Origin of the sequence: Xenorhabdus poinarii G6 (assembly GCF_000968175.1) — a bacterium.
Classification (GTDB): domain Bacteria; phylum Pseudomonadota; class Gammaproteobacteria; order Enterobacterales; family Enterobacteriaceae; genus Xenorhabdus; species Xenorhabdus poinarii.
Window position 1 is genome coordinate 1205903 of sequence record NZ_FO704551.1, and the last position, 25721, is coordinate 1231623.

At 47.0% G+C, this 25721-nt stretch carries 22 protein-coding genes; 16 read left to right on the plus strand and 6 right to left on the minus strand.

Features of this window, described 5'->3' with window-relative positions; genetic code table 11:
- Positions 1 to 45 precede the first annotated feature (45 nt).
- Both yfbV and XPG1_RS05525 read left to right on the plus strand, forming a co-directional pair.
- Positions 46 to 501, plus strand: coding sequence for a terminus macrodomain insulation protein YfbV (gene yfbV, locus XPG1_RS05520; protein WP_045958185.1), 456 nt, complete (start codon positions 46 to 48; stop codon positions 499 to 501).
- 113 nt (positions 502 to 614) lie between these two features.
- Positions 615 to 2444 carry an SLC13 family permease gene (locus XPG1_RS05525; RefSeq protein ID WP_045960494.1) on the plus strand — a complete coding sequence of 610 codons (1830 nt, stop codon included), beginning with the start codon at positions 615 to 617 and terminating at the stop codon, positions 2442 to 2444.
- 108 nt (positions 2445 to 2552) lie between these two features.
- On the opposite strand, the gene yfbR is transcribed toward XPG1_RS05525, so the two are convergent.
- Complete coding sequence (yfbR, locus tag XPG1_RS05530; protein WP_045958186.1) at positions 2553 to 3134, minus strand: 5'-deoxynucleotidase; 582 nt, start codon at positions 3132 to 3134, stop codon at positions 2553 to 2555.
- A gap of 161 nt (positions 3135 to 3295) precedes the next feature.
- Positions 3296 to 4510, minus strand: coding sequence for a pyridoxal phosphate-dependent aminotransferase (locus XPG1_RS05535; RefSeq protein ID WP_045958187.1), 1215 nt, complete (start codon positions 4508 to 4510; stop codon positions 3296 to 3298).
- An 802-nt stretch (positions 4511 to 5312) separates the two neighbouring features.
- Here XPG1_RS05535 and XPG1_RS05540 point away from each other — a divergent pair.
- From XPG1_RS05540 to nuoN, 14 genes are all read left to right on the plus strand, one after another.
- The gene (locus XPG1_RS05540; protein WP_045958188.1) at positions 5313 to 6305 is read left to right on the plus strand and encodes a LysR family transcriptional regulator; all 993 of its coding nucleotides are present in this window, start codon (positions 5313 to 5315) and stop codon (positions 6303 to 6305) included.
- Between the two features lie 710 nt (positions 6306 to 7015).
- Positions 7016 to 7462 carry an NADH-quinone oxidoreductase subunit A gene (locus tag XPG1_RS05545; protein WP_045958189.1) on the plus strand — a complete coding sequence of 149 codons (447 nt, stop codon included), beginning with the start codon at positions 7016 to 7018 and terminating at the stop codon, positions 7460 to 7462.
- A gap of 12 nt (positions 7463 to 7474) precedes the next feature.
- Complete coding sequence (locus XPG1_RS05550; protein WP_045958190.1) at positions 7475 to 8149, plus strand: NuoB/complex I 20 kDa subunit family protein; 675 nt, start codon at positions 7475 to 7477, stop codon at positions 8147 to 8149.
- 75 nt (positions 8150 to 8224) lie between these two features.
- Positions 8225 to 10024, plus strand: coding sequence for an NADH-quinone oxidoreductase subunit C/D (gene nuoC / locus XPG1_RS05555; protein WP_173425863.1), 1800 nt, complete (start codon positions 8225 to 8227; stop codon positions 10022 to 10024).
- Between the two features lie 2 nt (positions 10025 to 10026).
- On the plus strand, positions 10027 to 10572 hold the full coding sequence (nuoE, locus tag XPG1_RS05560; protein ID WP_045958192.1) for an NADH-quinone oxidoreductase subunit NuoE: 546 nt from the start codon (positions 10027 to 10029) through the stop codon (positions 10570 to 10572).
- Entirely contained in the window at positions 10569 to 11933 is a 1365-nt protein-coding gene (gene nuoF, locus XPG1_RS05565) for an NADH-quinone oxidoreductase subunit NuoF (RefSeq protein ID WP_045958193.1), read from the plus strand. Before nuoE ends, nuoF begins: the two co-directional genes overlap by 4 nt.
- Before the next feature lie 117 nt (positions 11934 to 12050).
- A complete protein-coding gene (nuoG, locus tag XPG1_RS05570; RefSeq protein WP_157879448.1) occupies positions 12051 to 14774 on the plus strand; it encodes an NADH-quinone oxidoreductase subunit NuoG in 2724 nt (907 codons plus the stop codon).
- Positions 14774 to 15751: an NADH-quinone oxidoreductase subunit NuoH gene (nuoH, locus tag XPG1_RS05575; protein WP_045958194.1), complete on the plus strand. Its 978-nt coding sequence runs from the start codon at positions 14774 to 14776 to the stop codon at positions 15749 to 15751. The genes nuoG and nuoH overlap by 1 nt, the downstream gene beginning before the upstream one ends.
- Positions 15752 to 15769: 18 nt before the next feature.
- Entirely contained in the window at positions 15770 to 16312 is a 543-nt protein-coding gene (gene nuoI / locus XPG1_RS05580; protein ID WP_045958195.1) for an NADH-quinone oxidoreductase subunit NuoI, read from the plus strand.
- 12 nt (positions 16313 to 16324) lie between these two features.
- Positions 16325 to 16861, plus strand: a complete 537-nt coding sequence (nuoJ, locus tag XPG1_RS05585; protein ID WP_045958196.1) for an NADH-quinone oxidoreductase subunit J — start codon at positions 16325 to 16327, stop codon at positions 16859 to 16861.
- Entirely contained in the window at positions 16858 to 17160 is a 303-nt protein-coding gene (gene nuoK / locus XPG1_RS05590; RefSeq protein ID WP_045958197.1) for an NADH-quinone oxidoreductase subunit NuoK, read from the plus strand. The genes nuoJ and nuoK overlap by 4 nt, the downstream gene beginning before the upstream one ends.
- Positions 17157 to 19001 carry an NADH-quinone oxidoreductase subunit L gene (gene nuoL, locus XPG1_RS05595; RefSeq protein ID WP_045958198.1) on the plus strand — a complete coding sequence of 615 codons (1845 nt, stop codon included), beginning with the start codon at positions 17157 to 17159 and terminating at the stop codon, positions 18999 to 19001. The genes nuoK and nuoL overlap by 4 nt, the downstream gene beginning before the upstream one ends.
- 19 nt (positions 19002 to 19020) lie before the next feature.
- Positions 19021 to 20541 carry an NADH-quinone oxidoreductase subunit M gene (nuoM, locus tag XPG1_RS05600; protein WP_045958199.1) on the plus strand — a complete coding sequence of 507 codons (1521 nt, stop codon included), beginning with the start codon at positions 19021 to 19023 and terminating at the stop codon, positions 20539 to 20541.
- A 6-nt stretch (positions 20542 to 20547) separates the two neighbouring features.
- Positions 20548 to 22005, plus strand: coding sequence for an NADH-quinone oxidoreductase subunit NuoN (nuoN, locus tag XPG1_RS05605; protein WP_045958200.1), 1458 nt, complete (start codon positions 20548 to 20550; stop codon positions 22003 to 22005).
- A 121-nt stretch (positions 22006 to 22126) separates the two neighbouring features.
- Here nuoN and XPG1_RS05610 read toward each other — a convergent pair whose 3' ends face one another.
- The 4 genes from XPG1_RS05610 to yfiR form a co-directional block, all read right to left on the minus strand.
- Entirely contained in the window at positions 22127 to 23086 is a 960-nt protein-coding gene (locus XPG1_RS05610) for a cyclic diguanylate phosphodiesterase (RefSeq protein WP_231853053.1), read from the minus strand.
- Between the two features lie 278 nt (positions 23087 to 23364).
- On the minus strand, positions 23365 to 23964 hold the full coding sequence (locus XPG1_RS05615; RefSeq protein ID WP_231853054.1) for a C39 family peptidase: 600 nt from the start codon (positions 23962 to 23964) through the stop codon (positions 23365 to 23367).
- A 37-nt stretch (positions 23965 to 24001) separates the two neighbouring features.
- A complete protein-coding gene (dgcN, locus tag XPG1_RS05620) occupies positions 24002 to 25270 on the minus strand; it encodes a diguanylate cyclase DgcN/YfiN (RefSeq protein ID WP_045958203.1) in 1269 nt (422 codons plus the stop codon).
- A gap of 5 nt (positions 25271 to 25275) precedes the next feature.
- Entirely contained in the window at positions 25276 to 25650 is a 375-nt protein-coding gene (gene yfiR, locus XPG1_RS18895; RefSeq protein WP_052708257.1) for a regulatory sequestration protein YfiR, read from the minus strand.
- Positions 25651 to 25721 lie beyond the last annotated feature (71 nt).

The window sequence follows — 25721 nt, forward strand, 5'->3', positions numbered from 1 at the left end:
GTAGGTATTTTTTAAAAACTATACCTTTAATTGATTGAGGTCATGATGAACACGACACCGCCTGTCAGACAAGGTTGGCTCAAGCGGATGCAGTTAGGACAGCAATATTTGAAAATCTGGCCACAGGTCAAGCAGCTTTCACCTGTTTTTCCTGAAAATCGGGTGATTAAGGCGACGCGCTTTGGTATTCGCTTTATGCCGCCCCTGGCCATTTTCACGTTAACCTGGCAAATCGCGTTGAATGCTCAATTGGGACCGGCGATGGCGACAGCCCTGTTTGCCTGTAGTTTACCGTTACAGGGGGTGTGGTGGTTGGGAAAACGCGCGGCAACACCCTTACCGGAACGGTTACTGAAATGGTTTTATGACATTCGGGAAAAATTTGCTCAGGCAGGGATTGCGATGGCACCGGTGGAAAATCCACCCACTTATTTTGCCCTGGCCGAATTGCTTAAGCGAGCCTTTAAGCAATTAGACAACTCGTTTCTGGATGATATTTAAACCACCGACAACTGACTCATTGGATAACGGCCGGGTCTGTCATTGAACTGTCCGGCGGCAGGTTGGCATTGCGGATCAGTCATTGTTTAAAAACATCATTGATAGGTGCCGAATTGACTAGCGAATTGTTGTGGGTATTGACCCTGCTATTGATAGCGATTGTGCTTTTCACGACCAATAAAGTCAGAATGGATGTAGTGGCTTTACTGGTACTGGTTGCATTTGTTCTGAGTGGCACACTGACGTTGAGTGAAGCGACTGTCGGTTTTAGTGATCCCAATGTGTTACTGATTGCTGCCCTGTTTGTGATTGGGGAAGGGTTGGTCAGGACAGGGGTGGCTTATCAGATGGGAGATGGGTTGGTTCGTGTCGCCGGTAACAGTGAAACGAAGATGTTAGTCTGGTTAATGTTATCGGTGGCGGGGTTGGGCGCTTTTATGAGTTCAACGGGCGTTGTGGCCATCTTTATTCCCGTCGTCTTGAGCGTGGCCGCCAGGATGAAAACCTCACCGGGCCGACTGATGATGCCGCTGGGGTTTGCCGGGTTAATCAGTGGCATGATGACGTTAGTGGCAACGCCCCCCAATATGATCGTCAATAGTGAACTGGTGCGTGAGGGGCTGCAGGGGTTTGATTTCTTCGCCATTACACCGATTGGCATTTTAGTCTTGCTGGTGGGTATTGCTTACATGTTAGTAGCGCGTCGCTGGCTGGGGGGGAAAAATCACCAGGTAGTGGATGAACGATATCATCGGACATTCCGCGACTTAATCCGCGACTATAAATTATCCGGCCGAGCTCGTCGTTTCGCTATCCGTCAGGGATCACCTTTGATTGGACAGACATTGGATGAATCGGGATTGCGTGCGCGTTATAGTGCCAATGTGATCGGGATTGAGCGTTGGCGTAAATTTCGTCGGGTCATGGTTGCTGCCACCGGCGATAGAGAATTTCAGGCGCAGGATGTCCTGCTGGTGGATATGTCGAACAGTGATGTTGATTTGCGGGAATTTTGCCGTGAGCAACAGTTAGATCCCATGATATTACGTGGCGAATATTTTTCCGGGCAATCCCGCAATGTGGGTATGGCTGAGGTTTCCGTGATCCCGGAATCTGACTTGCTGGGGCAATCATTACGTGGGATGAAATTTCGCACGCGTTATGGGCTTAATGTGGTGGGCATTCGTCGCGGAGGAAAAGCCCTGGAAGGGAAATTAGTGGATGAACCCTTGCTGCTGGGGGATACGTTGCTGATGATTGGCGACTGGCGCTTGATCCGGGCGTTGAAAACAAAAACGCCTGATTTTATTGTTCTGAATCTGCCAATTGAAGTGGAAAGTGCGGCTCCGGCGGCGTCACAAGCACCCCATGCTCTATTTTGTCTCGCCTTGATGGTGGCCATGATGCTGACCGATGAAATCCCTAATTTTATTGCTGCGTTAATTGCCTGCCTGTTAATGGGCAAATTCCGTTGTATTGATATGGAAAGCGCTTATCGAGCCATTCACTGGCCAAGTCTGATTTTGATTGTCGGCATGATGCCGTTTGCGCTGGCATTGCAAAAAACGGGCGGGATTGATCTGATTGTCCGGGGATTGATGGATATTGCAGGGAGTCGGGGGCCTCGGGTGATGTTGGTGTGCCTGTTTGTACTGTGTGCCGTCATTGGTTTGTTTATCTCCAATACCGCGACGGCGGTGTTAATGGCTCCGATTGCGATTGCCGCCGCGAAGGAAATGGCGGTTTCTCCCCTGCCTTTTGCCATGATTGTTGGTGTGGCGGCTTCCGCTGCGTTTATGACGCCCGTGTCATCCCCTGTTAATACTTTGGTGCTTGGGCCGGGTGGCTATCGCTTTGCCGATTTTCTAAAACTTGGCATCCCTTTTACCTTAATTGTGATGGGAATCAGTGTGGCTATTATCCCAATACTTTTCCCATTCTAATGTTTTTGTCAGGCAGCGCCCCGATGAGATGGCGCTGCTGGTGGGAATAATAAATTAACGCTGATGAACTATTGCAATTGCTTAATTAAAGTTATGTTAACGTGATGCTCATAGACTGATCTCATCGAGGGACAGGCTGAAACTCGGTACGAAGATTTCCATGAAGTAATCCATTTCTTCGCTGCGGCGTTCCGCTAGCGTCTTAACTAATCGGTTTTTGGCTTGATGAAACTCGGTATTGCCCGCTGAGATTTCTTCCAGACATTTCAAGTAAGCACACAGTGCATCAGCCTGTTTGATAAGACGGATCTCTTCTTCAGTCTGGTAATGTTCATCCAGCACAGAACGAAAATCTTCCTGTAGTTCAGTGGGTAACATATTGAGTAACTTTTGCTGGGCGATTTTCTCTATCTTCTTATATTCATGGGCAATTTGTGGATTGTAATACTTAATAGGTGTTGGCAAATCGCCGGTGATGATCTCGCTGGCATCGTGATACATTGCTAGCAAGGCGATCCGCTCGGCATTAATATTTCCATTGAATTTACGGTTTTTGATGATTGCCAGTGCGTGTGCAACAAAAGCAACCTGCAAACTGTGCTCTGATACATTTTCTGTGCGCACATTTCGCATAAGAGGCCAACGGTTAATTAATTTTAGGCGGGATAATTGGGCAAAAAAATGGCTCATAATTTTCTCTTATTGCGGAATGATAGGATTCATTGTGGGCGGAGTAGAAAGGGAAGTAAATCGATCGGAGATGAATTTTATTCAGTATATTTTCAACTAATAACCTATCCCATTCATTTATTCATATTTTCTGGGATAGGTTTTCCATCGGGATATTCTAGTTATTGGCGATAGTTACCGATAAAGCGGGCAAATTTTTCAATAGCCATTTGCAAGTCAGTGACATGCGGCAATGTGACAATGCGAACATGGTCAGGTTCTGGCCAGTTAAATGCCGTGCCTTGAACCAGCAACACTTTTTCCTGTAGTAAAAGATCGAAGACCATTTTTTGGTCGTTGTGGATATTGAAACGTTTGGTATCTATTTTCGGGAACATGTAGAGAGCCCCCATGGGTTTCACACAGGAGACGCCGGGGATTTGGTTAATCAGTTCCCATGCGCGATTACGCTGCTCATAAAGCCTGCCACCAGGGAGAATAAATTCACTGATACTCTGATAACCCCCTAATGCCGTTTGAATGGCGTGCTGCATCGGCACATTGGCGCAAAGGCGCATTGAGGCCAGCATTTCCAGCCCTTCAATATAATCTTTCGCCTGTTTTTTTGGGCCGTTCAGCACCATCCATCCCTGGCGGAAACCCGCAACTCGATACGTTTTGGACAAGCCATTAAAGGTCACGGTAAAGAGATCCGGCGCTAATGCTGCGATCGAGTGATGTTGGGCATCATCGTATAGTATCTTGTCATAAATCTCGTCAGCAAAGATAATCAGATTATGCTGGCGGGCAATGTCAACGATTTCCAGCAATAATTCCTTGCTGTATACCGCACCGGTTGGGTTATTCGGGTTAATAATTACGATGCCACGGGTACGTGGGGTAATTTTACGGCGGATATCCTCTAAATCAGGAAACCAGCCTTGTTGTTCATCGCACAGATAATGGACAGCTTGACCGCTAGAAAGTGAGACTGCCGCAGTCCAGAGAGGGTAGTCAGGTGCGGGCACCAACATTTCATCCCCGGTATTTAACAGTGCCTGCATAGATTGCACGATGAGTTCGGAAACACCGTTACCGATAAAGATATCTTCAACGGTAACGTCCAGCATATTTCTGGCCTGGTAATGCTGCATGATCGCTTTACGCGCAGAATACAACCCTTTTGAATCGGAATAGCCCTGAGCCGTTGGCAGGTTACGGATGACATCAACTAAGATTTCATCCGGTGCTTCAAATCCAAATGGCGCCGGATTGCCAATATTTAATTTCAGTACCTTATTACCTTCTTCTTCGAGTCTTTTTGCTTCTTTAAGGGTATTTCCCCGGATATCGTAGCAGACATTCTCTAATTTGCTGGATTTATTAATGGAAAACATAGGGTGCTTTGGCCTCTTGGCAAAATGGGATACTACCGGCATAAAAAGTATAGTGATCAATGTACTCTTCTCGGTCTGTATTTTGAAGAGAGTCTGATGTCTTTGGTTAAAACGGTTGCTTTAAGAATAAATGAATAAGCACGCCAACTAAAAAACCGACTTTGGTTGGTGTTTTGTTTTAATTTTGTTTGTTTTGTTGGTTTTAAATTTCGAGTAATGGCGTGTTTTTAGTTGACGGCTCAAGGGTGAGATGACATTTTGACGGCTGTTTTTCAGTTTGTGCCTCCGATAGTCTTTAATTTGTCAATAAAAGTAAGGAGGTTTGTATAATGTATTCTTATGATTTATCTTTGTTGGCCTAAAATTTATTTAGGTTTTTATCGCATGATATTTCGACAACTTTTCTGGGTTTTGACCCATAACATTTTCAGATCTATTTAATGAAATGTTTATTCATTAAAAATGCTAATAGTATCTGGTGATGTTAAGCATTGCTAATTCAGATTACGCTATTCTTTGAAGCAAGTCAGAAAAAGGATATTTGTGCTGGAAATTGGTGATTATGTGATGTAAATAGGGTTTTATCTTTAATTAACTTTGGGATTGCATAAATTTTGTTAAGAAAGGAGAAAATAAAACCCATGATGATCTGAATAGTGAAAAAAATGCAGTAAATCTTTGCCCTATTTAATAGAGTAGAGTAATGTCACAATCGGTATTATTTTATTTGATACTACTGAAGTAACAACACCAGGCTAGTTAATTGATTAAAGAACCATAGAATATAAGAAGACATTAGAATATGATCAATGCAAATCGTCAGATAATAAACCTCGATCTCGATCTGCTAAGAACTTTTGTTGCCGTTGCTGATTTAAATACGTTTGCAGCCGCCGCAGCAGCAGTTTCTAGAACGCAGTCAGCTGTGAGTCAGCAAATGCAGCGCCTGGAACAACTCGTGGGAAGAGAACTATTCGCTCGCCATGGGCGCAATAAGCTTCTGACTGAGCACGGGCTTCAACTTCTGGGTTATGCACGTCAAATTCTTCGTGCTAATGACGATGCAACAGCATCATTGACTTATAATGATGCAGACGGTGAATTAAGGGTGGGTGTATCAGATGACGCTGTTGATACATTGCTGCCTTTTTTATTAAACCGTATTGCTTCTGTCTATCCACGTGTGGCTGTTGATGTACGGATTAAGCGTGCTCAATTTATCGAAAGCATGCTGGATAACCATGAAATTGATTTGGCATTAACCACAGCAAAAATTAACCACCATCCTAAAACGCTTCTGCGTTCTTCGCCTGTTTTATGGCATTGTGCGCCAGATTTTCAATTACAGACGAACGAACCTGTCCCGTTGGTTGTGATGGATATGACTAACCCTTTCCGTCAGATCGCTCAGGAGACGCTGGAAATGGCCGGCATTCCGTGGCGTATTGCGTATGAAGCGGCTTCACTGTCTGCTGTTCGTGCGGCGGTGAATGCTGAAGTCGGTGTTACCGCTCGCCCTCTGGAAATGCATAATGCAGATCTGAGAATTTTAGGTGAAAGTGAAGGCTTACCTCGCCTGCCGGAAATCCAATTCTTCTTGTACCGTAATAGTCATGAGCAGAATGAAGCGGTTTTAACTGTTTTTGACGCAATAGAAAATAAAAAAACACCTTATGCCGTAACACCAATTGAATCCGATGAATCTGATGAAGTGGATGAATTTATTGATTCTATTGACGCGATTAAATCGACCGAAGATATTAATGATAATTCCGTTGAAGATATAGACAAATAAGTCCAATGTATTTTATAGGCTAATGTCTCCATTGTAATCATGGAGATATTAGCCTGTTGTTAATTATTGACGAATAATCCTTTCCACTTTTCATTTCCATTTCTGATATTTCCAACACGAAATATATCCTATTAAATTTTCTATATCTTTCTGAGCTTAGTTAAAAGAATGTTTATTTGTTAACAAGATTAATTTCTTCAGTTGATAAAATAACCCCTTTTTTCAGAAATAGTTTTCTTATTGCCCACCCTCAGTTCTTTTTAGAAACAACTCATTAAAAATTGAATGAATTTCGTTCAGGTGCTGAATGTTTTTCAGTAAAAATGTGCACTTGATCATAAAAATACCCCAAGTAGTACAGTGGAAAGACAGGTTTTTCCTGCGATAATGGTGTAGTAAAGTCGAGTTATCGGTTAGACTAGTTAAATCGGGACGGTGTTTTTTTATGCAACTGACTCGTTTTAGCGATATATCAGCACAATCTGTTAATCAACGGTTTGCTGTTTGTAAATAAATGTGTAAGTGTTTTTGCCGTTGTGGCAAATATTGTTGAGAGGAATAAAAACTGAGACGATTCACGCGAGGCAACATATTGATTAGCGCGGTTTCAGATTTGGTGATTATTCCTTCCTATGAATCGATGTGGTGCAACACTGCCGGTAAAAAGAGCAGAAACCTTGACGCCACTTTTTGATGAGTAAGCAACGAGTATGTCTACATCCACTGGAATTTTGGCCCATCACTGGGCATTTGCAGTTTTCTTCATCGGTGCTCTTGGCTTATGTGTACTCATGTTACTGGGTGGGTACTTCATGGGAGGCAGGGCGAAAGCCAGAGCAAAACACGTACCTTACGAATCAGGTATTGATTCTGTCGGCAGTGCTCGTCTGCGTCTGTCGGCGAAGTTTTATCTGGTTGCCATGTTCTTTGTGATCTTCGACGTTGAAGCCCTTTTCCTGTACGCCTGGGCCGTCTCAATCAAAGAGAGCGGCTGGTTGGGCTTTGCCGAAGCCAGCATTTTCATTTTGGTGTTATTGGCAGGCTTGGTTTATCTGGCACGCATTGGCGCGTTGGATTGGACACCTGCACGTTCAAAACGTCAGGTCAGTAAACCGAGTGCTGACACGTATACCAACAACAGTCATGTGCAGTCATAGCGAGGCATAAAGATGGATTATACGCTCACCCGCATCGATCCGAACGGTGAGAATGACCGTTATCCCCTGCAAAAACAGGAAACTGTCAGTGATCCCTTAGAACAGCACGTTCACCGTAGTGTCTATATGGGAAAATTGGAACATGCGCTGCATGATGTGGTGAACTGGGGAAGAAAAAACTCCTTGTGGCCTTATAACTTTGGGCTTTCTTGCTGTTATGTGGAAATGGTGACGTCATTTACCGCTGTTCACGATGTTGCTCGTTTTGGTGCAGAAGTATTACGGGCATCCCCCCGTCAGGCTGACTTTATGGTGGTTTCGGGAACCTGCTTTGTCAAAATGGCGCCCGTCATTCAACGTCTGTACGATCAAATGCTGGAACCGAAATGGGTGATTTCTATGGGCGCCTGCGCAAATTCCGGTGGTATGTACGATATTTACTCTGTCGTGCAGGGGGTTGATAAATTTATCCCCGTCGATGTTTATATCCCTGGCTGTCCTCCTCGCCCGGAGGCCTATATGCAGGCACTGCTGCTATTGCAGGAGTCCATAGGCAAAGAACGCCGCCCATTATCATGGGTGGTTGGCGATCAGGGGGTTTACCGCGCCAATATGCAATCAGAAAGAGAACGGAAGCGTGGTGAACGTATTGCAGTGAAAAACCTGCGGACGCCAGACGAAATTTAAGGCTTTTAGCCATATAGCGTAACCAGAGCAATGTGTTGCGATCACAAAAACCCTGATCAAGCGTTGTGGTGAAGAATGATGACAGATCAGATCGCGCAAGAAAGCGCACAGCCTGCCTGGGCAACACGAGATCATCTTGATGATCCGGTTGTCGGCGAGCTTTACCGTCAATTTGGCCCGGACGCCTTTACCATCCAGCCGACCCGTACCGGTATGCCCGTTGTTTGGGTCAGGCGGGAACAGTTACTGGAAGTAATCACGTTCCTGAGAAAACGACCCAAACCTTATGTGATGCTATTTGATTTACATGGTGTCGATGAGCGGCTGCGCGCTTATCGGGCAGGGTTGCCGGCGGCCGATTTTTCGGTGTTTTATCACCTGATTTCTATTGAGCGCAACCGAGACATTATGTTGAAAGTTGCCCTCACTGAATCTGACCTGAATATCCCGACAATCACGTCCATTTTCCCGAATGCCAATTGGTATGAACGTGAAACGTGGGAAATGTTTGGCATTATATTTAACGGCCATCCGAATTTGCGCCGCATCTTGATGCCACCGACATGGGAAGGGCACCCACTGCGCAAAGAATATGCTGCGCGTGCCACGGAATTTGATCCTTTCATGTTGACGAAGCAGAAAGAAGATCTGGAAATGGAAGCGCTGACTTTCAAACCCGAAGAATGGGGCATGAAGCGAAGCACTGACAACGAAGACTTCATGTTTCTCAACCTCGGCCCGAACCACCCTTCTGCTCATGGCGCATTCCGCATCATTCTGCAACTTGATGGCGAAGAAATCGTTGATTGCGTTCCCGATATTGGCTACCACCATCGTGGTGCGGAAAAAATGGGCGAACGCCAGTCGTGGCACAGCTATATCCCTTATACCGATCGTATTGAATATCTGGGGGGATGTGTTAACGAAATGCCTTATGTGCTGGCGGTTGAGAAGCTGGCCGGTATTGATGTCCCGGATCGTGTGAAAACAATTCGTGTCATGTTATCTGAGTTGTTTCGCATTAATAGCCATTTGCTTTATATCACCACCTTTATCCAGGACGTTGGTGCAATGACTCCCGTCTTTTTTGCCTTTACTGACCGGCAGAAAGTTTACGATGTTGTTGAGGCCATTACGGGATTCCGTATGCATCCGGCCTGGTTTCGCATCGGGGGGGTTGCACATGACCTGCCACGCGGTTGGGACAAACTACTGCGTGAATTGCTGGACTGGCTACCGAAGCGATTAAATTCTTATGTCAAAGCAGCCTTGAAAAACAGTGTCCTGAAAGGGCGTTCGGTGGGTGTGGCGGCCTACAATGCTAAACAGGCTTTGGACTGGGGCGTGACCGGTGCGGGGTTGCGTGCAACCGGCATGAGCTTTGACGTGCGTAAATGGCGTCCCTATTCCGGTTATGAAAATTTTGAATTTGAAGTCCCGACCGGCTACAACGGCGATTGCTACGACCGTGTGATGCTGAAAGTGGAAGAAATCCGTCAGAGTATGCGTATTCTTGAGCAGTGTCTTCACAATATGCCGGCAGGCCCATTCAAGGCTGATCACCCATTGACAACGCCGCCCCCGAGAGAACGGACGTTGCAGCACATCGAAACCATGATTAACCACTTCTTGCAAGTGTCATGGGGACCCGTCATGCCGGCCAATGAATCATTCCAGATGATTGAAGCGACTAAGGGAATTAACAGTTATTACCTGACCAGTGATGGCAGCACGATGAGCTATCGTACCCGCATCCGTACACCCAGTTTTGCTCACTTGCAGCAAATTCCGTCGGTGATCCGCGGTAGCCTGGTTTCTGACCTTATCGTCTATCTGGGCAGTATCGATTTTGTTATGTCTGATGTGGATCGCTAACGATGCAAAGTGAATTTAACGCAAACAAGCAGGCACGCCTGGATGTGGTTAACGTAACGGATGCTCAGACACCGGATAAGTTTGTCTTGAGCGCTGAAGAACGGGATGCCATTGAGCAGGAAAAACACCACTATGAAGATCCGCGTGCTGCGTCAATCGAAGCACTGAAAATTGTGCAAAAGCAGCGTGGCTGGGTTCCCGATGGTGCCATTTATGCCATTGCTGACGTCTTGAGTATTCCGGCCAGTGATGTGGAAGGGGTAGCAACGTTCTACAGCCAGATTTACCGACAACCAGTCGGTCGTCACATTATCCGTTACTGTGACAGCGTGGTATGCCATATCACAGGCTTTCAAGGTGTTCAGGCGGCGATAGAGTCTCACCTGAATATTCGTCCGGGGCAGACCACCGCAGATGGGCGTTTCACACTATTGCCAACCTGCTGTCTGGGTAACTGTGATAAGGGACCGACCATGATGATTGATGATGATACCCACAGTTACGTGAAACCTGAAGAAATACAAACATTACTGGAGCAGTATCCATGACAACGCATTCAGGAGTGAAAGACATTATCCGCACTGCGGAAACGCATCCCCTGACATGGCGGTTGCGTGATGATCGACAACCCGTCTGGTTGGATGAGTACTTAAGCCGAAATGGTTACAAGGGCGCCGAAAAAGCACTGAAGGGCATGGCGCCTGATGACATTACCACCCTGGTTAAAGAGGCTGGTCTAAAAGGGCGTGGGGGGGCCGGGTTTTCAACCGGCTTGAAATGGAGCCTGATGCCAAAAGACGAAAGCATGAATATCCGTTACTTACTGTGTAATGCGGATGAGATGGAACCGGGAACTTACAAAGACCGCTTGTTGATGGAGCAACTGCCTCATTTGTTAGTGGAAGGGATGTTGATCAGTGCTTTTGCGCTGAAGGCCTATCGTGGCTACATCTTCCTGCGTGGTGAATATATTGAAGCTGCGGTTCATTTACGCAGAGCAATTGAAGAAGCAAAAGCGGCGGGGCTACTTGGCAAGAATATTTTGGGCAGTGGTTTTGATTTTGAACTGTTTGTTCATACTGGTGCGGGTCGTTATATCTGTGGTGAAGAAACCGCACTGATAAATTCCCTTGAAGGGCGCCGGGCAAATCCACGATCAAAACCCCCCTTTCCGGCGACTTCTGGTGTATGGGGTAAACCAACGTGCGTCAACAACGTTGAAACGTTGTGCAACGTTCCGGCAATCCTCGAACATGGAAAAGCGTGGTATATCGGCTTGAGTGAAGGCAAAAGTCAAGATGCCGGTACGAAGCTGATGGGGTTTTCTGGCCGGGTAAAAAACCCGGGTGTTTGGGAACTCCCTTTTGGTACGACAGCCCGTGAAATTCTTGAAGATTATGCGGGTGGAATGCGTGATGGCCTGAAATTCAAAGCCTGGCAACCCGGCGGCGCCGGCACGGATTTCCTGACCGCCGACCATTTGGATCTGCCGATGGATTTTGCGCATATTGCCAAAGCGGGTAGTCGCTTGGGAACCGCACTGGCCATGGCGGTGGATCATGAAATTAATATGGTTTCCCTGACCCGCAATCTTGAAGAATTCTTCGCGCGTGAATCCTGTGGCTGGTGTACACCCTGTCGTGATGGCTTACCGTGGAGCGTCAAAATCCTCCGCGCGATTGAGGACGGTAAAGGCCAGACTGGTGATATCGAAACGTTAGAACAACTCTGCCGTTTCCTCGGCCCCGGTAAGACTTTTTGTGCTCATGCTCCCGGTGCTGTAGAGCCTTTGCAGAGTGCGATCAAATACTTCCGCGAAGAGTTTGAGGCAGGAATTGTGACTAAAGACTATGGCAATACCAGGCTGATTACGGGTATTCAACCAAATTTACTTAACCAGCGCTGGTAAGGCTTGTTTGCGTCCTGAGTTTGTGAACCGGTTTTGATAAATCGTTTGCAAAAACAGGGTGAAAGCAAAATTTTGATTAACGCCTGCCACGGCAGGCCATTGGGAAGCATGCTGACTATGGCAACGATACATGTAGACGGCAAAGAATATGACGTAAACGGGGCTGATAACCTGTTGCAAGCCTGCCTCTCACTGGGGCTTGATATACCTTATTTTTGCTGGCATCCGGCGCTGGGAAGCGTTGGCGCTTGCCGCCAGTGTGCGGTCAAGCAATATCAGAACGCAGAAGATACACGTGGTCGCCTGGTGATGTCTTGTATGACACCGGCGGCAGATGGCACGTATATCTCCATTGATGATGAAGAGGCCAAACAGTTCCGTGCGAGTGTCGTGGAATGGCTGATGACCAACCACCCTCACGATTGTCCGGTTTGTGAGGAGGGCGGAAACTGCCATTTGCAGGATATGACGGTAATGACCGGGCATTCATTCCGCAAATACCGTTTTACTAAACGTACTCATCAGAATCAGGCACTGGGTCCCTTTATTGCTCATGAAATGAACCGCTGTATCGCTTGTTACCGGTGTGTTCGCTACTACAAAGATTATGCGGATGGCACGGATTTTGGCGTTTATGGTGCGCATGACAACGTCTATTTTGGTCGCCCTGAAAGTGGCACATTAGAAAGTGAATTCGCCGGCAATCTGGTTGAAATCTGTCCGACCGGGGTGTTTACCGACAAAACACATTCAGAACGTTATAACCGTAAATGGGACATGCAGTTTGCCCCAAGTATCTGTCAGCAGTGTAGTATCGGTTGTAATACCAGCCCCGGCGAGCGTTACGGTGAATTGCGCCGCATCGAAAACCGTTACAACGGGACGATCAACCACTACTTTATGTGTGACCGTGGGCGGTTTGGGTATGGTTATGTTAACCGTGATGACCGTCCTCGCAAGCCACAACAATTACGCGGTGATCAGTGGATTTCACTGAATGCCGAGCAAGTGATGCAAGGGGGCGCCGATATTTTGCGGCAGGCGAAAAATACCATTGGTATCGGTTCACCGCGTGCCAGCATTGAAAGTAATTTTGCTTTGCGGGAATTGGTCGGTGCGCAAAACTTCTACAGTGGCATTTCAGCAGAAGAGCAACACCGCCTTGATATGATGTTGGAAATTCTCCAGCAAGGCGGCGTTTATACCCCCGCCTTGCGTGAAATTGAAGATTACGATGCGGTATTGATTTTAGGCGAAGATCTGACGCAAACCGCTGCCCGAATGGCATTATCTGTCCGTCAGGCAGTGAAAGGCAAAGCACGTGAAATGGCGGCAGCCCAAAAAGTGGCTGACTGGCAAATTGCGGCGATTATGAATATCGGCCAGCGTGCCAAGTATCCTCTGTTCTTAACCAGCGTCGATGAAACGCGTCTGGATGATATCGCCGCCTGGAGTTACCATGCTCCAGTTGATGATCAGGCACGGTTGGGCTTTGCGATTGCTCATACCCTAAATAGTATCGCACCTGCCGTCGATGATTTGCCGGATGAATTGAAATCGAAAGCCGAAATCATTGCACAAGCGCTGCGCGATGCAAAAAAACCATTGATTATCAGTGGGAGCAATCCGGGGAGTGATACGTTGATTCAGGCTGCGGCGAATATTGCCTGGGCATTGAAAGATAAGGGCGCCCATGTCGGCCTTTCTTATGTTGCTGCGTATGCCAATAGCCTGGGGCTGGCGATGATGGAAGCGCAGCCATTGGATGCGGCTTTGCAACGCATTGCCAAAGGAAATTCAGATACCGTTATTGTGGTGGAAAATGATCTTTATCGGCATGCGCCAGCTGATAAAATTGACCGCGCCTTAGATAACCTGAAAAACCTGATTGTTGTTGATCATCAACGCACGGCGATTATGGACAAGGCCAATTTGATTTTGTCAGCGTCCAGTTTTGCTGAAAGTGATGGGACGTTGGTCAATCAGGAAGGTCGTGCCCAACGCTATTTCCAAGTTTATGAACCGGCATTTTATGACAAATCCATCGTGATGTTAGAAAGCTGGCGTTGGATGCATTCGCTGTATACCACCTATACACAATGTCAGACTGACTGGACGCAACTTGATCATGTTATCAACGCGTGTGTCAAAGCCATGCCGCAATTTAAAGATATCGTGAATGCCGCACCTGATGCGACCTTCCGCATTCGTGGGCAAAAACTGGCTCGTTCACCTCACCGCTATAGCGGTCGTACCGCGATGCTGGCCGATGTCAGTGTCCATGAGCAACGCCAACCGCAGGATATTGACACAGCCTTTGCCTTCTCAATGGAAGGAAACAACAGTCCATATGCGCCACGTCAGCAAATACCGTTTGCATGGGCGCCGGGCTGGAACTCACCACAGGCGTGGAATAAATTCCAGGCAGAAGTCGGCGGCAAACTGCGTTTCGGTGATCCGGGGGTTCGTTTGATTGAAACGGTTGATGGCGGCTTAAACTATTTTGACGCTATTCCTGCTCCATTCACAGCACAGCAGGGGCAATGGCGTGTTGCGCCTTATTTCCATTTGTTCGGCAGTGATGAACTGTCGCAACGTTCTGAGGTAATACAAGAACGTATGCCTGAGCCGTATGTCATGATTAATCATCACGATGCGGAACATTTGAACGTGAAGGAAGGCGCGATGATGACCTTCGATTGTGAAGGGCAGCAATTGCGTTTGACCGTGCGTCTGAGTGGTAATCTGGCTCAAGGGCAGATTGGTTTGCCATTGGGCATGCCGGGCATTCCGCCGGTTTTGGCAGGTAAATCAGTCAATAACCTACGGGAGGTTGCATAATGGGTTGGTTGACTCCCGATGTGATTGACATTCTGATCGCTGTTCTGAAGTCGGCGGTCATTCTGCTGGTTGTGGTGATCTGCGGGGCATTTATGAGCTTCTTTGAACGCCGCATTCTTGGACTGTTTCAGAACCGTTACGGGCCAAACCGTGTGGGTTGGGGCGGTTCATTACAGCTTGTCGCAGACATGATCAAAATGTTCTTTAAAGAAGATTGGGCTCCCCGTTTTTCTGATCGCGCTATTTTCACGTTGGCGCCTGTCATTGCATTCTGTTCACTGCTTCTGGCATTTGCCATTGTCCCTGTAAGCCCGACCTGGATGGTGGCAGACCTGAACATCGGCATCTTATTCTTCATGATGATGGCGGGATTGGCGGTTTACGCGGTGCTGTTTGCTGGCTGGGCGAGTAACAACAAATATTCCCTGTTGGGCGCAATGCGCGCATCAGCACAGACACTGAGTTATGAAGTGTTTCTCGGTCTGTCCATGATGGGCGTTGTGGCGCAGGCCGATTCCTTTAACCTGGTGGATATTGTCAATTCACAGCAGCATGTGTGGAACATTATTCCCCAATTCTTTGGATTCCTGACGTTTGCCATTGCGGGGGTTGCCGTGTGTCACCGCCATCCTTTTGACCAGCCGGAAGCAGAGCAGGAATTGGCCGACGGCTATCACATAGAATATTCCGGTATGAAATTCGGTCTGTTTTTTGTGGGGGAATATATCGCGATTGTGACGATCTCCGCGTTAATCGTCACGCTGTTCTTTGGTGGCTGGAATGGGCCTCTCTTGCCGCCGTTCATCTGGTTTGCATTGAAAACGGCATTTTTCATGATGATGTTCATCTTAATCCGCGCTTCATTACCACGTCCTCGTTATGACCAGGTGATGTCGTTTGGCTGGAAAGTCTGTCTGCCGTTAACGTTACTGAATATGCTGGCGACTGCCGCCGTGATTTTATACAACGCGCAATAATAAAGGGGTGATTGAACCATGACATTGAAAGAGTTAGTGGTCGGTTTCGCCACCCAGGTACGCAGTATTTGGATGATAGGGCTTCATGCCTTCCATAAACGCGAAACAAAAATGTATCCGGAAGAGCCGGTTTATCTGCCGCCCCGTTACCGTGGGCGCATCGTTCTGACGCGTGATCCTGACGGTGAGGAGCGTTGTGTTGCGTGTAACTTGTGTGCCGCAGTCTGCCCGGTGGGATGTATCTCACTGCAAAAAGCGGAGCATAAAGATGGTCGTTGGTATCCTGAATTCTTCCGCGTTAATTTCTCGCGTTGTATTTTCTGTGGCCTGTGTGAAGAAGCCTGCCCAACGACCGCTATTCAGTTGACGCCCGATTTTGAACTGGGTGAATTCAAACGTCAGGATCTGGTGTACGAGAAAGAAGATTTGCTGATTTCGGGGCCGGGTAAATACCCTGATTATAACTTTTATCGTAAGACAGGTATGGCGATTGACGGCAAAGATAAGGGTGAAGCCGACAATGAAGCCAAGCCTATCGACGTTAAAAGCTTGTTGCCGTAAGGAGCGATATTCATGGAATTTACGTTTTATGTCGCCGGGCTGGTTGCCATCCTCGCCACACTCAGGGTCATCACTCACACTAATCCGGTACATGCGCTGTTGTATCTGATTATCTCCTTATTGGCACTGTCCGTCGTATTTTTTTCGATGGGGGCCTATTTTGCCGGTGCTTTGGAGATCATCGTTTATGCCGGTGCAATCATGGTGTTGTTCGTTTTCGTTGTGATGATGCTGAATTTAGGCAAATCGGTTGTTGAGCAGGAACGGCAGTGGTTACAGCCTCGAACCTGGATTGGCCCGTCACTCTTGTCGATTGTGCTGTTGGCTGTCTTGGCTTATGCCATCAGCACATTGTCAACGACATCGACGGGGATCAGTGGTGAAGTGGTCAGTGCGAAAGACGTGGGCATCAGTTTATTCGGTTCTTATGTACTCGCGGTTGAACTGGCCTCTTTACTGCTGTTGGCGGGATTGGTTGTGGCTTTCCACATTGGCCGTGAAAATCGACAAGGTGAAGTGATCAGCAATCGTGCGGAGGAACAATCATGATAGCGTTACACCACGGGCTTCTTCTGGCGGCTATTCTATTTACGTTGGGCTTCACCTGCCTGATTATCCGCCGCAATCTGTTATTCATGCTGATCGGGCTGGAAATTATGATCAATGCCTCAGCGTTGGCGTTTGTCGTTGCCGGCAGTTACTGGCTCCAGCCTGATGGTCAGGTAATGTATATTCTGGCCATTACTCTGGCAGCCGCCGAGGCGAGTATCGGTTTGGCACTGTTGCTACAGTTGCACCGTCGTCGCCAGAACCTGAATATTGATACAGTCAGTGAGATGCGCGGATGAACTTACTCTATTTAACAATTCTGTTGCCACTGCTGGGCTTTTTACTCTTGGCATTTTCCCGTGGCCGCTGGTCTGAAAATTGGTCAGCCACTATCGGGATTAGTGCTGTTGGTCTGGCAGCATTGGTCACATTCGGGGTAGCGATTGAATTCCTGGCTCAGAATGGAGCCGGGGGGCGGGTTTACAGCCAAACATTGTGGCACTGGATGGCGGTGGATAATTTTAGTATCCCGGTTAATCTGGTTCTGGACGGGCTGTCACTGACGATGCTGAGTGTTGTCACCGGCGTTGGTTTTCTGATCCACATTTATGCCTCCTGGTATATGCGGGGTGAAGAAGGATATTCCCGTTTCTTCGCCTACACCAACTTATTTATCGCCAGCATGGTGGTATTGGTACTGGCAGATAATATGCTGCTGATGTACCTCGGTTGGGAAGGTGTTGGTCTGTGCAGTTACCTGTTGATCGGTTTCTACTATAAGACGCCTGCCAATGGTGCCGCCGCCATGAAAGCCTTCATTGTGACCCGTGTCGGGGACGTATTCCTTGCCATCGGCATGTTTATCCTTTACGACCAGTTTGGGACGTTAAGTTTCCGTGAACTGGCGGTATTGGTGCCACAACATATTGAGGCAGGTTCGACGGCTATCACATGGGCAACCTTGATGATTCTGGGGGGCGCTGTCGGTAAATCAGCGCAGTTACCATTGCAAACCTGGCTGGCGGATGCGATGGCAGGCCCAACGCCGGTTTCTGCCCTGATCCATGCGGCGACGATGGTGACAGCCGGTGTTTATCTGATTGCCCGCAGCCATGTGTTGTTTCTGATGGCACCGGATATTTTGCATTTGGTCGGTATTATTGGTGCGGTGACCTTACTGTTAGCGGGTTTTGCGGCATTGGTACAGACCGATATCAAACGTGTGCTGGCTTATTCCACCATGAGCCAGATTGGTTACATGTTTCTGGCGCTCGGCGTACAAGCATGGGATGCCGCTATCTTCCACCTGATGACGCATGCGTTTTTCAAAGCATTATTATTCCTGGCTTCGGGTTCGGTGATTCTGGCCTGCCATCATGAGCAGAACATCTTCAAAATGGGCGGTCTGAGCAAGCGTATCCCATTTGTTTATCTCTGCTTCCTGGTCGGGGGGGCGGCGTTGTCGGCATTACCATTACTGACCGCGGGTTTCTACAGTAAAGATGAAATTCTGTGGGGCGCATTGGCAAATGGCCATATTAACCTGATGCTGGCAGGGTTGGTTGGTGCATTGATGACCTCACTGTATACCTTCCGCATGATCTTTATCGTGTTCCATGGGGAAGCTCAGACCAACGCGCATCCCGTCAAAGGGATTACCCATACTTTGCCATTGTTAGTCCTGCTGGTGCTGTCCACTGTTGTGGGGGCACAGATTGTGCCACCTCTGATGGGCGTTCTGCCTGAAAACACGACCGGGCATGATGGCAAAATGACACTGGAAATCGTTTCTGGTGTGGTTGCTGTGGCCGGTATCTTGCTGGCGGCAGCCCTGTATCTGGGTAAACGGAATGTCGTCAATGCGACGGCAAATAGCGCAGCGGGGCGTTTCTTTTCCACCTGGTGGTTTCATGCCTGGGGATTTGATGCGCTGTATGACTGGGTATTTGTGAAGCCATTCAAAGGCATCTCCCGTCTGTTGCAACATGATCCTTTGAATTCACTGATGAACATTCCAGCCATATTGTCGAGTTGGGGCAATAAGGGGCTTCGTTGGAGTGAGAACGGACAAGTCCGTTGGTACGCTACCTCTTTGGGGTTGGGGGCAGTGCTGGTTTTAGCGCTGCTGCTTTTGGTTTAATTAAGGGACACATTGCGCCATGCTACTACCTTGGCTAATTCTTCTGCCCTTCATCGGGGGTCTGCTGTGCTGGCAGGCAGAGCGCTTCGGCACTCGTATGCCGCGTTGGATAGCGCTTCTGGCAATGGGACTGACACTACTACTCTCTCTGCAACTGTGGTGGCAGGGAGGGTATACACTCACCAATCCACAAGGGGTTCCGCAGTGGCAATCGGAATTTCTGCTTCCGTGGATCCCCCGTTTTGGTATTAGCATCCATCTGGCATTGGATGGTTTATCCTTGCTGATGGTTGTGCTGACGGCATTACTGGGTTTAATGGCGATCCTCTGTTCGTGGAATGAAAATCAACCCTATCAGGGGTTCTTCCATCTGAACTTATTGTGGATATTGGGTGGGGTGATGGGGGTTTTCCTTGCCATTGACCTGTTCTTATTCTTCTTCTTCTGGGAAGTGATGCTGGTACCGATGTATTTCCTGATTGCACTGTGGGGACACAGAGGCTCGGAAGGTAAAACCCGTATCACGGCGGCAACGAAATTCTTCATCTATACCCAAGCCAGTGGGTTGGTGATGCTAATTTCGATTCTGGCACTGGCCTTCATTCATCATGATGCCACGGGGGAATGGACATTCAGCTATGAAAAACTGTTGCATACACCGATGTCATATTCCCTTCAATACTTGCTGATGCTCGGATTTTTCATTGCATTTGCCGTGAAAATGCCGGTCGTGCCGTTACACGGCTGGTTGCCTGATGCGCATAGTCAAGCGCCCACGGCAGGTTCCGTTGACCTTGCTGGTATTTTGCTGAAAACAGCAGCATATGGCTTGTTGCGTTTCAGTTTACCGCTGTTTCCGCAAGCGTCTGCGGCATTTGCGCCGATTGCCATGTGGCTGGGGGTCATTGGTATTTTTTACGGTGCGTGGATGGCATTCAGTCAGACGGATATCAAACGTCTGATTGCTTATACCAGTGTTTCCCACATGGGCTTTGTGCTGATTGCTATTTATACGGGGAGCCAATTGGCCTATCAGGGGGCAGTGATTCAGATGATTGCCCATGGTCTGTCAGCCGCCGGGTTGTTCATTCTGTGTGGTCAGTTATATGAACGTCTGCATACCAGAGATATGCGTCAAATGGGCGGATTGTGGGGAAGAATTCAACTTTTGCCTGCGATATCCCTCTTTTTCGCGGTAGCGACATTGGGGATGCCGGGAACCGGTAACTTTGTGGGTGAATTTATGATCCTGTTCGGCAGTTTCAGTCAATTTACCCTGATTACGACGGTTTCTGTGTTCGGTTTAGTTTTTGCCTCCGTTTATGCACTGTATTTGATGCAGCAGGCTTATTACGGTACGCCGAAAACGGATAAACCCTTACAGCGGATGGATGTGCGTGAAATTTCCATTTTGCTGCTGTTGGTCGTTTTGTTGGTGCTGCTGGGGGTTTACCCACAACCAATTCTTGATACGTCAGCCGCAGCGATGAGTCACATCCAGAATGGGTATTCAGCTTCACTTTTAACGACAAGGCCGTAATTCGTTATGACAATAACTACTGAACAATTGATTGCACTGTTGCCGCTATTGATCGTCGGATTGACGGTGGTGGTTGTGATGCTGTCCATTGCGTGGCGGCGCGATCATTTCACCCATGCTACCCTGACCGTGATTGGTCTAAACTTGGCGCTGTTTTCGCTCTATTTTGTGGGAGGGCAGGCATCAATGGATGTCACGCCATTGATCCATGTCGATCGCTTTGCCATGTTTTACACCGCCCTTGTGCTGATTGCGAGCCTTGCAACAACGACATTCGCCTACCCATGGTTGGGGGGGTATCCTGATAACAAAGAAGAATTTTATCTTTTGGTACTGATTGCGGCGGCAGGGGGAATTCTGCTCTCTTCTGCCAACCATATGGCATCACTGTTTATCGGCATTGAATTAATCACGCTGCCGCTGTTTGGTTTAGTGGGCTATGCGTATCGGCAAAAACGTTCGTTAGAAGCAGGCATCAAATATATGCTGTTGTCTGCGGCGGCATCTTCGTTCCTGCTCTTTGGCATTGCCTTGCTGTATGCCGAATCCGGTGATTTATCTTTTGCATCATTGGGTGAAAGCCTGAGTGACAGCAAGCTGCATGAACCGTTGGTTCTGGCCGGATTGGGCATGATGCTCGTGGGACTGGGCTTTAAACTTTCTCTTGTGCCTTTCCAACTGTGGACACCAGATGTTTATCAGGGGGCACCAGCGCCAGTATCAACTTTTTTGGCGACAGCAAGTAAGGTGGCTATCTTCGCAGTGGTTATGCGCTTATTCCTTGACGCCCCCGTTGCGGATAGTGCCACGCTGCGGATTGCGCTGACAGTGATCGCTATTGCCTCGATCCTGTTTGGTAATTTGCTGGCATTAACACAAAGCAATATTAAGCGTCTGCTAGGTTATTCATCCATTGCGCATTTGGGATATTTGCTGGTGGTGTTGATTGCCATCAAAGATCACACGTTGGCAGAAGAAACGGCAGGTATCTATCTGGTCGGTTATTTGCTTGCCAGCATTGGGGCGTTTGGTGTCGTCAGCCTGATGTCCAGCCCATACCGAGGGCCGGATGCGGATTCACTGTTCTCATATCGTGGGTTGTTCTGGCATAAACCGATTCTGTCGGCAGTCATGACGATCATGATGTTGTCATTAGCGGGCATTCCATTAACCTTTGGCTTTATCGGTAAATTCTACGTGATTGCAACTGGTGTTGAAGCAAGATTATGGTGGTTGACTGGTGCGGTTGTGGTGGGCAGTGCCATCGGCCTTTACTACTACTTGCGTGTGATGGTGAGTTTGTATTTACCGGCACCGAAGACACTGAACCGTGATACGCCCCGTAATTGGGCGTTTACGTCGGGGGGGATTGTCGTGCTGCTCTCTGCATTATTAGTCTTGCTTCTGGGGGTTTGGCCACAACCCTTGATTGATATTGTGCAACATGCGAAGCATGTTTTGTAAAACAATAACCCAAAACCCGATCATGGTTGATCGGGTTTTTTAAATATCAAAACGCAACTTGAATCGTTATGAACTGAAAAAATGGCGAAAGGGAGTTATACATCTTTTATATTTTCTGTTATTAAATTTCGCGGTGACGGTGATGTTTTTTGGCATCAATAATCCTTTTTTGCACAAATTCTTCTAACGGCATTGGGCGATTAAAGTAATATCCTTGCAAATAATCGATAGCATAGTTTTTTAACTGATTAACCTGTTGCTGATCCTCAACGCCTTCAGCCACAATAGCTAATTGCAATCGCTGGGCAAGGTCAATAATATTTTCCACAATATGTTTTGAAATAATATCGGTATTCATTTTGCTAACAAAGTTATGGCCTATTTTTACGAAGTTAACATTAAATTTTTGTAAATAACTATAATTAGAATAACCACTACCAAAGTCATCCAGGGCAATGAATACACCTAATTTGGTCAGTTTATTTAATAAATTAATGGTGTGCTCATCTGGCTCCAATAACTCCCGTTCGGTTACCTCCAGAATAAGCCTGATAGTTTCTTTTGGAAAAGATTGAATAAAATGCTGACAATCATCCACTAAATCAGCATTTCTATAATGTCTGGCACTGATATTAAAATTAACATGGAAAGGAACGGGTAATTGTCCGGCAAATGGCACGAAATAGTCACGTACCTGGGTCATTAAGCTATGCGTTAAGGGAATAATGAGATCGGATTTTTCAATTTGTGCAATAAATTGATTTGGTGTTAATAACCCTTGAGTCGGGTGTTGCCAACGGACAAGGATTTCACCGCCAATAATGTCATGATTTTTGCTACAAATGATGGGCTGTATGTAGGGAATAAATTGATTATTTTTAATGGATTTTTTTAGTCGATATTCTGGGAGAGTGATAGTTTTGGTGTACTGATAAAAAATCACCGCTGAGATGAGTGTCAGCAACGAGAGTAAAATAGAGATATACGCCAATTCCTCATTATTCTGGATATTATCTTGATAATTGGAAAATAATCTCCAGGATATCCATCCCGTACCGGCAGTGACGCTGATGAATAACATCACAAACATCCGATACAGAGATCGGGATCGTTTCAGACTCAGCCCCATCATTGCTCCTTTTTGATAAAGCTCATAACTTAACAGTAGACTTATTACCTAAATGCGCAAATCTTTACTAACTTTATGATGACAAAAGAGGTGGTTCTTGTTTTGAAAAAATAATCCTAGCTATACTACAGGAAGAATTTGGTGACGGGAAATAGCGATATGGCTATACAGCAAAAATGAGGCAAAAATTTTTATCCGGTATGCTGTAAAATCCCGTCTTTCAGAGGGGGTCAACGAATCAGTATGCCGCGTTTTGCATAGAATTGGTCAAAAATAGTGGTGGGCATGTTGACATTCACCTGGCTTACGCTGTTGTCACCGGACGGATTATGGAAGGTTATTTCTTCGGGAGTTGCCTGAGTCACAAGTACCAAATGCCCTCCTTTCTTTTCCGGGAACTGTGTTGGCCACCGGATACTGGGGTGAACAGAAGCAATATACAAACTGCGCTGAGTCAATAATTCATGTATTTTCCCTGCGCTCACACCAATCTCTATTTGCGAAGAAATGCCAAATTGTTCAGATAACATTGAAACAACAGGTGCATAAATCATTCCCTTTATATGTTCTCCCTCGACTTGATAAGCACCATACCCAATCGCCATTTTGGTCAGTGTCAACAAGGGATAAGTGATTCCTGTGCGAGCGGCAAGTATCATCTTAAGACAAGCCATCCCACAAATATGGTTTGCCCATGTTGCATATTCCTCGGGAGAGTTAGCACCGGACTGTTGCCACAACGGATCGTCAACAAGAAAAAACCGATGGTGAATAATGTCAGCAGCTAAATGGCATGACTCCCACTGCGAAAAATAGGGTACTTTCATCATTTCTCCATAATCATAAGTAAAATATAACGATTTATTCTCATAGTGAGTTCCTTGACAGGTAATTGAGTTTTGGTTTTGTTGTATCCGCGGAATGCCAGCCACCGCCTCGTTGTTTAATGTGGTACATTGCGGCATCCGCTTCAGACAGAAGCTGTTCTGCCGTGAGATCACCGTTAGATAATGCGATGCCGATACTGAGCGTAATACGCAGAGGTTGACCCGAGGGAAGGAGAATGGGGGTATCCATGGCATGGATGATGTTTTTTGCGATGCGTTCTGCATCTTCCAAATTGGCAGAAGGCAACAGAATGGCGAACTCATCTCCACCAAGCCGGGCAACGGTATCTGTTTTTCTTACCCTTCTTTTTAACGTCGCGGCGATGGTGACCAGCACGTGATCGCCAGCCGCATGACCATACACATCGTTGACATATTTCAGCCTGTTACCATCAATAAATAAAATCGCCGCACTTTGACGCATGAATTTATCATTCATAACAGTAGCAAGAACCCGTTCAAACGTTGCTCGATTGGGTAAACCTGTCAGGGAATCATGTTGTGCCTGCCAGGTTAAAAGGGCTTTTTCTGTTTGCAGGTGATATTGCCATTCTTCCAATTCTTCCAGCAGATGATTAAAAACCTGGCTCAATTCATGCAATTCAGCAATACGAGCCGAGGGGACACGTCGTGAAAATGCCCGCCGTTGCCGGACATCGTGGGCAACGGTCGTAATATTCTGCAACGCTCTGACGATGCCATCGTGCATACGCAGAGAAAGATAAAGGGAAATGACGGCACTGAACAGCAGACAGGCAAACAGCACCAATAGTGCCTGATAAATAAATTGGATGATGTGGTCGCTGTTGCCAATGAGCCAGACTGATCCGACTTTTTGTTGATGGTGATAAACCGGCAGAATCAAAGGTTCAGGAAAAAGCCAGCGATCAACCAATTTTTTAAAATTACGGGTACGGGGCGCTGGCGTAGCTTGCCAGCTTGCCAGTAGTTGCTGTTTGGCATCAAAAATTTTAGCTTCTGTAAATCCCTCATGAACTGCAATCATGGCTAATATTTCGTTTGCTGCGGTTTTATCCTGAAAAACCACCGCGGCTTGTGCGGTATGGGCAATGGTTGTCGAGATAAGCTTTAAGTTACTTTCGGCATATTTCTGCATAGCAAGTAATGCCAGTAAAGATAAGAATATGCCGACGACGGATAGCATAATAAACGTAATCAACAGATGAATGCGGTGAAAAGCCTGACGTAGGGTAGGGCGCGGTAGCACCCGTGAATAACGTTTTTTCATACGGACTATTCCACCTTGCGTGCCAGTTGCAGAACATTCGGATGTACACGCACGCCGCTGCGTGTCAGCACATCGAGGTTCAGGCTAAAGGTTGCCTGAGTACGGTTAATATTGAGACAAAATGCACTGCCTATTTCACAGTGAGAGTTATTTTCCGCAATGGTAAGCAATGGCTTATCATTTTTTTGCTTAATCACTTGGTGTTGAAGTACAACATTTTCTTTATCAGGTTGTAATGTGTCAGACTGAGCCATTGCTGCTGAATTACATATTACGGTGATTAAGCACAAGGTGATGAGTACCCGTAAAAATAATCGGAAAATACAAGGTTTAAAAACGCGATGCCTATAACGATGATGACTCCGTTCAATTATTTGCATAACGCGTTCCAGTATTTGTCTTTTATAGGGTGTAAATAATAATATTTAGTTTATCTCCACTGCTTTTCCAG